At 51.3% G+C, this 12,309-nt stretch carries 7 protein-coding genes; 3 read left to right on the forward strand and 4 right to left on the reverse strand.

Annotation, left to right across the window (positions count from 1 at the left end):
* Positions 1–132: 132 nt before the first annotated feature.
* The 3 genes from IQ217_RS01655 to IQ217_RS18770 all read right to left on the reverse strand — a co-directional run bounded on the left by IQ217_RS01655 (position 133) and on the right by IQ217_RS18770 (position 10,140).
* The gene (locus tag IQ217_RS01655; RefSeq protein WP_194018676.1) at positions 133–7,530 is read right to left on the reverse strand and encodes a calcium-binding protein; all 7,398 of its coding nucleotides are present in this window, start codon (positions 7,528–7,530) and stop codon (positions 133–135) included.
* Positions 7,531–8,046: 516 nt separating this feature from the next.
* Positions 8,047–8,781, reverse strand: coding sequence for an FkbM family methyltransferase (locus IQ217_RS01660; RefSeq protein ID WP_194018677.1), 735 nt, complete (start codon positions 8,779–8,781; stop codon positions 8,047–8,049).
* Positions 8,782–8,919: 138 nt separating this feature from the next.
* Entirely contained in the window at positions 8,920–10,140 is a 1,221-nt protein-coding gene (locus IQ217_RS18770) for a hypothetical protein (protein WP_228023931.1), read from the reverse strand.
* A gap of 346 nt (positions 10,141–10,486) precedes the next feature.
* On the opposite strand from IQ217_RS18770, the gene IQ217_RS01670 reads away from it, so the two are divergent.
* From IQ217_RS01670 to IQ217_RS01680, 3 genes are all read left to right on the forward strand, one after another.
* Positions 10,487–10,972: a globin family protein gene (locus IQ217_RS01670; RefSeq protein WP_190598395.1), complete on the forward strand. Its 486-nt coding sequence runs from the start codon at positions 10,487–10,489 to the stop codon at positions 10,970–10,972.
* Positions 10,973–11,067: 95 nt separating this feature from the next.
* Positions 11,068–11,553 carry an allophycocyanin subunit beta gene (gene apcB, locus IQ217_RS01675; protein ID WP_010872504.1) on the forward strand — a complete coding sequence of 162 codons (486 nt, stop codon included), beginning with the start codon at positions 11,068–11,070 and terminating at the stop codon, positions 11,551–11,553.
* Positions 11,554–11,765: 212 nt separating this feature from the next.
* A complete protein-coding gene (locus IQ217_RS01680; RefSeq protein ID WP_010872505.1) occupies positions 11,766–11,969 on the forward strand; it encodes a phycobilisome linker polypeptide in 204 nt (67 codons plus the stop codon).
* Positions 11,970–12,088: 119 nt separating this feature from the next.
* On the opposite strand, the gene IQ217_RS01685 is transcribed toward IQ217_RS01680, so the two are convergent.
* Positions 12,089–12,307, reverse strand: coding sequence for a type II toxin-antitoxin system HicB family antitoxin (locus tag IQ217_RS01685; RefSeq protein WP_190598396.1), 219 nt, complete (start codon positions 12,305–12,307; stop codon positions 12,089–12,091).
* Positions 12,308–12,309: the final 2 nt, after the last annotated feature.

Raw genomic sequence — 12,309 nt, forward strand, 5'->3', positions numbered from 1 at the left:
GTAATTTATCCCCCCTAGCCCCCCTTTGTAAGGGGGGAATGAAAAGCAGAAAAAACCGCCCCCAGAGGGACGGCTGTAATTAAGTCCGTTTACTTAAGCTGGGTAAACTAGACCCAGCTAAGCTTCAAGTTATTAGACGTTGAATTGACGAACTTCGAAGTTTTCGGTGAGAGGAATAGCACCACCGAAGGTACCGGTAATACCGGTGATTTCCACTAGGAAGTCATCCTGGGTATTAACTTCCGCAACACCGTCGTTGATGAACAGGAATTGACGACCGGCAAAAGCCCCAGAAGTAACGTTGATTTGTTGCATCTGAAGGAGTGACGCCAAGGTTCCAACGAAGGCCGGGTCGAATAAAGGTATCCCACCAGAGAAGGATGCCAACGGATTTGTTACAGACTCAAACACATTGTTCAAGTTATCAGCGTGGGCATCGGTCACCGTGGGAGCTAGGTTGAAGCCAGTACCATTAACAGGGTAGACGGCCGGTGGGATCGGAGGAAGTAAGCTGCCACCAAACGCCAAGGTAGGAACCCCTGCCTGGAGGTTGAGGTTAGCCAAGAAGTTGCCCGGACCGGCAGCAAACACGAACTTATCATTGATGGTGTTGAAACCAGTGATAACGTCAACGTTGGCACCGTTGCGGGCTCCGTTCTCAGAAGCACCGTTCATGTACCAAATCTCGTTGTCGCCGTTGAGACCTGCGCCAAAGGGATTGGTGATGTTGTTACCAAGGACAATGGTATCGATGCCGCCACCACCGTAGTAGGTGTCGTCACCTTTGCCACCTTGCAGGAAGTCTTTACCGCCAGCTAAAGCAAATTCAGTGGCATCAGAAAGACTTACGAGGTTAGCAACACCAAAGTCACCACCACCTTGTTGGATAGCAAAGTCACCAACCAGAAGGTCCTCTGCGTCGCCACCAAAGATGGTGTCGTTACCACCAATTAAGGTTAAGTCAGTGAGAGTGGGAGCATTGTCAACTTGGAAGAGCAAATCACCGACTAGGCCGTTGCCGTCAACACCGTTACCACCCACGATGAAGTCGTTGCCAACTTCAACTAGGCCGGTACTTGGGTTAAACGAACCAAAGGTAAATTTATCCAAGGTGAGGTTAACAGCATCAATGAAGACATCACCAACGATGAATTCGCTGCCGTCGCCTGCGACCGAAATTTCTTCACCGAATAGTTCGTCGTTACCGCCGAGCACAGTGGTTTTGGTAATTTCGACGAGATCGCCATCGATAAACGCGTCACCAACTATGGCGTCATTGCCTTCGCCACCTTCAACGAAGTCGTCGCCGCCAATAATGAAGGTGTCTTCAACTATATCGCCTTCAATTGTGACACTGCTGGCAACAATACTCAGGTCACCGACGAGAGCGTCGTTACCGTCACCACCAGTGATGATGTCGTCACCTCCATCAATGACAGTGGGGTCGATTAAGACGCTACCATCATCAACCAGGATGGCAAAGTCACCAACGATTTCGTCGTTACCGGTACCACCGTCAATGGTGTCATCACCACCCAAGAAAAGACTATCAGTGATTGTGACGTCTCCACCAGCACTAATCCATAGATCACCGACGATTTCGTCGTTACCGGTACCACCGTCAATGGAGTCGTCACCACCGAAGAAAAGACTATCAGTGATTGTGACGTCTTCATCAGCACTAATCAATAGATCACCAGCGATTTGGTCGTTACCAGTACCGCCGTCAATCGAGTCGTCACCGCCCACAATGAAAGAGTCAGTGTCGATGCTGACATCGACAGCGTTATCAATCAAAAGATCACCAACGATTAGGTCGTTGCCAGTATCACCAGAGAGAGTGTCGTTACCACCCCCAAATGTAACAGTAAAGTCAAAAGAAGGAGTACCAACAAACCATTCATCACCGGAGATAGTGTCATTACCGATGCCGCCGTGGAGGGTGTCGTTGTCGCCACTACCAATGATGGTGTCCTTGCCCACGTTGCCCACAACAGTGAAGCCATTGGTGGGGGAGGGGGCACCGGGGCCAGTATTTGCGTTGGACAAATCAACCAACAGACCTAGGGGGCTAGCAATTTCGAGATTCGCTTCGCCTTGGTTCCATGTACCTTCTTTTCCTGGAGGCCCATCTGGGATCGCGATCCAGTCGCCGACTACGGCAATATTACCGATCGCATTCTTAGACACTTGGAACTGATCACCATCAGGACTTGTGCTGTTGCCCAAATCACCAACGAAGTCAATGCCAGCATCGATGATAAAGAGATCGTCGCCTTCGTCACCGAACATGGTGTCGTCATCTTCGCCACCGGTCAGGGTGTCGTTGCCGTCGCCACCAATTAGGAAGTCATCATTGGCACCACCAGAGAGGAAGTCATTACCGGCATTACCAACGAGGGTGTCTTCGCCATCTTCACCGAAGAAAGTAACGTTACCAACTCCGGTCATGACAATTAGGTCGTCGCCAGTGCCACCAAATGCTAGGTGGTTGCCGTCGCCATTGAGGAAGATGTCGTCATTACCAGCGCCACCATTAACAATGTGACCGTTAAAGGCGATAAAACCAACAGCAAGAGTATCCCCGTTGATAGTAATGGTGTCGTTGCCGTCACCACCATTAACGGTGTGACCAGCATTGGCAATACCATCAATTGGCGAAGCAAAAGCAGTGGCATCACCATCGTCAACACCATCATCAACACCATCGCCGATGGTAATGATGTCGTCGCCATTGCCGCCATTAACACTGTGACCAGCACTGGCATCACCATCAAGGGAATCAGCAAAGGCGTCACCTTCAATAACGATCAGGTCATTGCCAGTACCACCACCAACAGTGTGACCAGCAAGAGCATCATCATTTACCAGGGTTGTTGTGGCAGTAGCATCACCACTGACATCGATGAAGTCATCGCCGTCATTGCCATCAATAACATGACCAGCTTCGGAGTCCACAGCAATAGCAGCACCACTGACTAGGAGGACATCGTTGCCGCTACCACCAAAGACGGAGTGACCAGCAGTGCTAGCGAGAGCATCGCCAGTGACCTCGATGAAGTCATCTCCTCCATCACCAAAAACAAGGTGACCAGCGAAATCGCCGAAACCATCGCCGGCATCGCCAGTTACCAAGATTGAGTCATTACCTTCACCGCCACCAACAAGATGACCAGCCGGATCACCAAAAGCGTCACCAGTAACGGTTAGCTCATCGTTGCCAGCACCGCCCTCGAGGATGTGACCACCTTCAAAAGCAGTCCGAGAGATGGAAATTTCATCGTCGCCGGAACCGCTCAAGAAAATTAGGTCACCACCGGGAGTATCAACAAAAGCTTTGAGGTCACCAGTGAACACGGGGTTACCCTGAAACTCAGGAATCAGAGCAGAACCAGTGGCATCAACATTAACAACAGAGCTGATTAGGGAAGTCGCCAGCGTTAGGTTTTCATTGCCAGTGATGCCAATGTCTTCAACCGCTAAAATGCCGTCAATTTCTACCGTATTGGTAATACCTTTCGAGGTAGTAGTAACACCGGACGTGATACCTAGGTTTTCATAGCCACCGGTACCAGAGAAGTCACTGACATTAACGCGGGTGTTGCCAGCTTTGCTAGCTGTAACCTGGTCAAGGAGAAGTTCAAGGACATCGTCACCCCCGGCTAGGAAAGGATCGCCGATGGTAACGTTGACATCATCACCAAAGAAGTAGTTCTGGACGGTGATGGTTTCCAGTTTGCTCTGGAGATCAATTAGAGAGAAGTCGCCATTAACACTACCGCTGGCTTTCAGATTCTTCAGATCCGTAACAGTAACACCACCAGGATTGTTGGCGAAGATGTTCAGATCATCTTGGAGCAAGGTGACGTTGAGGTCGTCCACCCCTTTCATCTGCAGTTGAACCAGGTTGCTGCCAAAGGTGCTTGCCACCCAAGTAACAGTAAGGCTGGTTTTGTCATCTCCAATACCGGTCAGCCTGTCGCCGGTGTTCAGGGTATTTGCAGTGAGACCACCGATCGACAACTCGGGAGCAGCGATGAAAGTGGTGGCGGAAACGATGTCATTGCCAACGGTAAGGTTGACAGTACTGCCATCACCGGGGCCATCGAGGATGCCAAGACCGCCCAGATCAAACACGGCGCCAGCGGCGGAGCCAGAAAGAGTAACAACAACGCTGAATCCTTCAGTGAACTCGGCAATGCCATCTAGGAAGGGAGAGTAATCAACGGAGACCGAAAGATCACCAGCAGGGATAAGAACCGTAATGGGATTGAACTGACCGCCAATAAAGTCATTAGTGTTGGACTCATCGGTACCAGTGTCAGGGGCAGTAGGATCACCAGGGGTGAGGAAGAAGGTCACTATGGTGTCCGTTGCTTGGGCTTCACTCAAGGTGAGAAGAATTTCAGTTACAGAACCTTCGTGTACCTGGGGACGGGAAGCAGTGATGTCAACGGTGGTGAAGGTGTAGTCAGAACTGTTGAGAGCACCTTGAACCAATAACAACTGGGCATCGGAAATAATACCGAGGGAACCAGCTGCATTGGTCAAACTGTAATCCGTAGCACCATCAACTACGGGATTGCCAATGGCAGCCGTCAAGGCTTCCAGGCTATCAGCGATGCTGTAGGGGCCGCCGAAACCAGGAATATCGGCGAGAGTTTCTGCATCAGCAACGGTAACACCGACACCGGGATTGGACAAGCTAACACTAGTTGCATCGATCACCGCGGGGGAACTAGCGGCAGCGAGGATATTCGCAGATGTATCGAGAATGTGGTAGGGACCAACAAAATTGCCTAAACCTTGCAGAACTTCAGCATCGGCAACTGTAATACCAACACCAGGGTCGGACAAGGTGACGCTATCGGCATCAAGTACCGCACCGGTGGTGGCAGCAGCCAAAATAGCGGCGGAAGTATCTTCGATGTTGTAAGGACCAACAAAGTTACCCAAACCTTGCAGGGTCTCAGCTCCATCAACGGTTACGGGCACACCAGGGTCAGACAGAGTAACACTGTCAGCATCAAGTACTGCACCGGTGGTAGCAGCGGCCAAGATGGCGGCGGAAGTATCTTCGATGTTGTAAGGACCAACAAAGTTACCCAAACCTTGGAGAGTTTCGGCACCGTCAACGGTTACAGGTACACCAGGGTCAGACAGAGTAACACTGTCGGCATCGAGCACCGCACCAGTGGTAGCGGCGGCCAAGATGGCGGCAGAGGTATCTTCAATGTTGTAGGGACCAGCGAAGGTGGGTAAGCCTTGGAGAGTTTCAGCCTCAGCAACGGTTACGGGTACACCGGGGTCGGAAAGTTCAACACTGGTGGCATCCAGAACCGCAGGGGTAGTAGCCGCCGCAAGAATGTTGGCGGAAGTATCTTCGATGTGGTAAGGACCCTCAAAGTTACCCAAGCCCTGGAGAGTTTGGGCACCAGCAACGCTGACGGGTACACCAGGATTGGAAAGGATAACGCTCTCGGCATTGAGAACCGCAGCAGAAGTTGCATTACCCAAGATGGCGGCAGAGGTGTCTTCAATGTTGTAAAGACCACCAAAGTTACCCAGATCTTGGAGGGTTTTGGCATCGGCAACGGTTATGGCCACACCGGGGTCAGACAGGGTCACACTGGTGGCATCAAGAACCGCAGGGGAAGTAGCACTTGCCAAAATGTTGGCAGAGGTGTCTTCGATGGCATAGGGGCCCTCAAAGTTACCCAAACCTTGGAGAACTTCGGCGTCAGCAACGCTTACGGGGGCTGAGGAGTTGGAAAGAACAACGCTGTCGGCACCGAGAACGGCAGGAGAGGTAGCCGCGGCCAAAATGTTGGCGGAGGTATCGAGGATGTTGTAGGCACCTACAAAGTTACCTAAACCTTGGAGAGTTTCAGCATCGGCAACGGTTATACCAACACCAGGGTTAGAGAGGACAACGCTGTCGGCACCAAGAACTGCGGGAGAGGTAGCCGCCGCCAAAATGTTGGCAGAGGTATCAAGAATGCTGTAGGGCCCAACGAAGTTGCCCAAACCTAGGAGGGTATCGGAACCGGCAACGGTTACAAAGGCAAAGGAATCATCTAGGCTGACGGTTTCAGCTCCAAGAACTGCGGCAGAGGTAGCCGCCGCAATAATGTTGGGGGACGTGTCTTGGATGTTATAGGGCCCTGCAAAGTTACCCAAACCTTGGAGGGTTTCAGCACCGGCAACGGTTACGGGAGTTGAAGGATTAGAAAGAGCAACGCTGTCGGCAGCAAGCACCGCAGGGGAGCTCTCCGACGCCAAAACATTGGCAGAGGTATCGAGGATGTTGTAGGGACCAACGAAGTTACCTAAACCTTGGAGGGTTTCAGCACCGGCAACGGTTATACCCACACCGGGGTCGGACAGGGTTACGCTGTCAGCGCCAAGCACCGCAGGGGAACCAGCTGCACCCAAAATAGCGGCGGAAGTATCTTCGATGTTGTAGGGACCAGAGAAGTTACCCAAACCTTGGAGGGTTTGAGCACCGGCAACGGTTACAGGTACACCGGGGTCAGTGAGAGATACACTGGTGGCACCGGCCGCAACTGCCGTGTTAGCGAGGATAGCAGCGGAAGTATCTTCAACGGCGTAGATACCGTCAAAATTAGCTAAAGCAGTTAGATCACCAGCGGTGGCAACATCGACAAAGGAATCTGTGATACCAACACTGGCGGCACCGGATACGGCAACACCACCACCAAGGACGTCGGTGGCGGAATCAAGAATGTCCCAGGTAACACCGGGAGCCAAAGAATCGGCGGTGGCGAGCAGAATTTCCGCATTGTCCACAGTCAAAGGAGCCGCGGGGGATTGGTTGGCAATGACAGTGGTGGCATCAACCACAACAGAGTCAGCGGTACCAGCAATTAAGTTATCGGCACTGTCGCTAATGGTGTAGAGAGGGGGCAGATTAGGCGTCGCCTGAGCTTGAGCAATGGTAAAGACGTTTACGCCCGCAGCCAGTTCAATAATCTGAGCTTCTGCAGCCAACACACTCCCAGGAGTTTCATCAACTCCAGCAATAATTGCACTCGCATCGGCAGACTGTTCGGGGGTGAAAGTATTGACACCAACACTAGAAAACGTTTCAGCAAAGAGGAGAGACGTATCAGTTTTGTTGATCAAAGCATCCAACCGGTCGGTCAGACCCGCATCAGCAGAAGCATGATTGAGCGCGCTGGGGAAAACTAAATAGTTATCGGGGGACAATGACAACCAGTTAATCCAATAGTCAAGTTCCTCTGTGGGGACCAGGGAAGTGTCGTTAATGTCAATGTTGTAGAGATTGGCAAAAACTTGAGCAATGTATTGACGCTTATTCGCAGTTTGGGGCGCTTGGAAGAAGGGATACTTCACCTTTGCATCAGCGCTGTTGGCAAACAGGGCAACTGCTTCGTCATAGGTGATATTTGCCCCATCTGTAGCCCACCAGTTCAGATCGCTGGTAGATACACCCTTGCCGGTGTACATGATCTGCAGAGCCGCAATTATGTTAGGACTTAGTGCCATAGGACTTCTTAAAACTCCTCAGTTTTTACGGTAAAAAATATACAAAACAGGGTTCATCTATGTGTGTCTAGGAGTTGCTTAGGGTAATCATAGCAAGAATCGCCTTGCTGTCAAGACCAGAAGCATGGTGCCACCAACAGATGATTATTCGCGCTTTTTCAACATTGTCTACTCGGCGAATAGTAGAACTTTTTCTAGTCAACCCGGGACGGCGGACCCATGGGGACCTCCATAAGAATTGGCTAGAATTGCTACTCCAGGCAAATTATAGCCTACGAACAAGGAAATGCAGAGATATTTTGCTGGCCAGCGCCTGAAAATCCAGAATGGCTAGATAGGCGGGCAACGAATTCACTGCTGTTAATCGTGATTAATCCCCTTTGCCCCTACTCACTAAAAGCTATGGTAAAAAAGGGAGAAGATGTATGAATTGGACAGAAAATTTTTCATTACAGTTCCCTTGGTGCGTAATTAACCCTCCCTGTCCTCCCCTTTTAGGGGCAAAAGGAAAGAAAGCTAATAGTACCAATCTGGGGTTAGGCCGGCTGCTGTGTTGATGAAAATACAATCCAAGGTAGTCAACTCTCCCTGGGGGCCACGGTAGGGCTCGGAAACATCCCAGAGGCGAAAATTGAGTGGCAGTAACCAATTGGCGATTTCCGTTAGGAGGGGAGTTCCAGGGCCATAACCCCGGTAGAGCCAGCACTCCAGAAATAAAACGTCAACTTTAGTTAATGTTTGGGGCGCTCCCCGGAGAATGGCCAACTCGTTGCCCTGGGTGTCGATTTTAATCACCTGGGGTTGGGGCAAATGAAGCTTGGCCAGGGCCGAATCCAAAGTGAGCAGGGGAACTTGGACGGCCTTGGTGGGGGGACTGCCCTGCGGCATGGCCAGGGTGGTGCTACTGGCGGGGTCATTGAAGACATTAACTGTTATGGTCCCGTCCCGATCGCCGAGGGCATATTTATATAGATGGAAAGAAGGATAAACCCGCAATGTTTCCGCCATCAGACCTTGATAATCCGGCACATGGTCCACCAAGGGCTCGAATAAATAGAAGTCAGCCTCCGTTGCCACCTGTTTCATATAGTAGGACCAGCCACTATTGGAAGCGCCCACATCGAAAATCACCTGGGGATGGTAGCCCAAGTTGGCCAGGCGGCGGAATACTTGACGGTCTAGCTGGAGCACCTGCCCATCCAGATCATCGAGCATTGTTTGGTATTGGGGAGAAAGGCTGGGGGAAGACATTACCTAACTGTAGGCCAAGGGAGCAAGCTGGCCCAGGGCCCCAGGGAAATCGGCCCTATCTGTCGACTATGGATAATCCCAAACGCTATAAAGCTATAAGGTCAGGCTAAATCCGGGGCTACCCAGAGTACCCAGAGATCAATTACTAGCGGTTTGGGTTTGTTGGGAACCCCAATCCACCAGCTTGACAATGACGTCCTGGGGGGAACGGCCCCGGAAGCGGGGAGCATTGCCATCAAATTCGAGTTTTTGCCCCTTTTGCAGGAGATAAGGACGAGCTAAACCAATCTGGATACTATCTAAAATAGTATTGTCGGTGGCGTCCTCCACTTGGAAGGTCAAACGGCGCACCTCAAGGGTTTCTTGGCCAGCATTACAGAGCACACCAACGGAATTGATCAAATCACCGCCCCTTTCATTAACTGCCAACTTGAGCACCGCTAGGTTACGGATTTCACCGTAGCCAATGCCATCTTCTTCAGGGCCCCTGAGGGGGACAGTGCGGGTGGTGTTGGTGTTCCGGGTGGTGGTGGTGGTAACAGTGCCGCCCATTTCCTGGGCCATTGCCCCTAAAATTTGGACGAATCCTTGGCCGAAAGCCTCCATGGCGGCTTCCGCATCCAATGAAGATCCTGCCGCAGTGGGAGAAGTGGGGGGAGTGAGGGGCGGTAAAGCGGGGGAACCCACATCCCTCGTGACAGAATCTCCGTACTGTTCTAGCACCACATTGGGCGGGGCTCCAAAGGGATTGATGGCTTTGACCCTAACCCGGCCACCGGAAAGGCGATCGCCGACGGTCACATTACGCGCGACGGGCTCCCCAGGGGCTTGGACAATGGCATAGGGACGACTACCGATCTCAATAACGCCGGAAACCACCACTGCCCTGGCATCGTTGGGGAACAGGGGCGGAGGAGCGGTTGGTGAGGGGGATAGATTAACAGTGCCCGGAGTGCTGGGAGTGGCAGAAGTAGCGGTGGTTGTAGTTGTGGTGACAGAGCCGCCGTTAGTTTTAGCCTGCTTTGCCCCATTGGCCTCCCCTGGCTTGGGCGGATCAAGTTGACAGACCGATTCCCGAATCTTCGCTTCCACAGGAATTAGCTCGAACGGATTTGCCCGGCCGGCGCGGATCTCCCTCAGCCGTTGATCCGGTAAGACGGGGGGAATTAACCCCAGGGCTGCCATATCTACCGGAGGCAGAGGCCGGACTGCGGCCAGAGGCACCCGCGGGGGAGGCATTTCTTGGGTATCTGAGGAAACATCAGTTTCACCATCACCACCGCCGGGGAGAAATCCACATCCGCCGCTGAAAATCAGCAGAGAGCCAGTTAAAAGGGAGAATAGGGGTCGCTTCTTCATTATTGGAATCGCTGCAACACAGCCGAAAATACGAAGGGAGGCGGAGGAGTGGAAGTCAAAATTCGGGAAAATTTGGATTTAACCATTACTTTCCCCTCTAATCTTACAGCCTCCCCCTAAAATGCCAAGGGATTAGGGCAAATTCAGGGGGCGATCGTCAAGAAATATTACAAACTGTTACGGGGACAGTGTAATCAGGAACGCAATGCCTGAGAATAGTTTGGGCAGGTTGCTCGCTGGAGTCCGCTGGTTAACGGCTTTGTCCAGTTCGTGACTATGTCTCGGTTGATAAAATCAGCTTAAAGCCTTTTTTTAACGTTTTAAATCTTTACGGAGGAATCCATCCATGAGTATCGTCACGAAATCAATCGTGAATGCTGATGCAGAAGCCCGCTACCTAAGCCCGGGTGAACTGGATCGTATTAAATCTTTCGTTACCGGCGGTGCCGCCCGTCTTCGCATTGCTGAAACCTTGACCGGTTCCCGCGAAACCATCGTTAAACAAGCTGGCGATCGCCTTTTCCAAAAACGTCCTGACATCGTTTCCCCCGGTGGCAATGCCTACGGTGAAGAAATGACCGCCACCTGCTTGCGCGACATGGACTACTACCTCCGCCTCGTCACCTACGGTGTGGTTTCCGGTGACGTTACCCCCATCGAAGAAATCGGTTTAGTGGGCGTAAGGGAAATGTATCGTTCCCTCGGCACCCCCATTGAAGCCGTTGCTCAAAGTGTCCGGGAAATGAAAGAAGTTGCTTCTGGTTTGATGTCCTCCGATGATGCCGCCGAAGCCTCTGCCTACTTTGATTTCGTTATCGGTGCCATGAGCTAGGTTGTTAAACCTGAGCTTATTGAAGTGTTGAGCCCTAATTATTCAACCCTTTTAGCAATTTTTCCCATTGAGTAAGATTTAAGGAAACCAAAACTATGCAAGACGCAATTACGGCTGTAATCAACTCTGCTGACGTTCAAGGTAAGTACCTCGACGGTGCTGCCATGGACAAACTGAAAAGCTACTTCGCCAGCGGTGAACTGCGGGTGCGGGCTGCCAGTGTAATCAGCGCCAACGCCGCCACCATCGTTAAAGAAGCTGTGGCCAAATCCCTGTTGTACTCCGATGTCACCCGTCCCGGTGGCAACATGTACACCACCCGTCGCTATGCGGCTTGTATCCGTGACTTGGACTACTACCTCCGCTATGCCACCTATGCCATGTTGGCCGGTGACGCTTCCATTCTCGATGAGCGTGTACTCAACGGTTTGAAAGAAACCTACAACTCCTTGGGTGTACCCATCTCTTCCACCGTGCAAGCTATCCAAGCCATCAAAGAAGTTACCGCTAGCTTGGTTGGTGCTGATGCTGGCAAAGAAATGGGCGTTTACCTCGACTACATCTGCTCTGGCTTGAGCTAGTCCTGGATTCCCGTGGGTGATTCTGCCTTGGTTGATTTACAACTTAGCCAGTAGCCCCTCTGTTGGAACGGGAAGTCTAAAGTGAGTGCTGGGGCCGTTAAAGCCACCACCGGGATAGCCGGGGTTTTAGCTGACCGGTATTGACTTCTGACTCCCGTTCTGTCGCATATGCCAACTTTTTAAGAGAAAACGTTTTAGGAGAGCCACACCCCATGCGGATGTTTAGAATTACGGCTTGTGTTCCTAGCCAAACCCGGATTCGGACACAACGGGAATTACAAAATACTTATTTTACGAAGTTGGTGCCCTACGACAATTGGTTTCGTGAGCAACAGCGCATCATGAAAATGGGCGGCAAAATTGTGAAAGTCGAATTAGCCACTGGCCGTCCCGGCACCAATGCGGGTCTGGCCTAGGCTCGAGACTAGTTGTTGCTAATTTAGCAATGTTGAATGGCAATTTTATGAATCAATTTCTTTGAGGTCAGCAATGGCCTCTTTTTTGTGATTTTTTGCATCTTCTGCCCTTAGGTTGTTCAGGAAGCCTGATAAATGGCGGGTCGATAGGTTGGCAGAGGAATGGATTTTCCCTCCGCTTTGGCACTTTCTAACCACAATTTTTTGGCAATTTCCAACTCCCGGAGAGCTTCAAATGGTGATTCACCAAAGGCGGAACAACAATTAAGATCGGGAATATCGGCAATATAACCTTCATCTTCTTCACTGTAAAAGATATTGATGTGATAGTCCTTCATAA

This window comes from Synechocystis salina LEGE 00031 (assembly GCF_015207985.1).
GTDB lineage: Bacteria > Cyanobacteriota > Cyanobacteriia > Cyanobacteriales > Microcystaceae > Synechocystis > Synechocystis salina.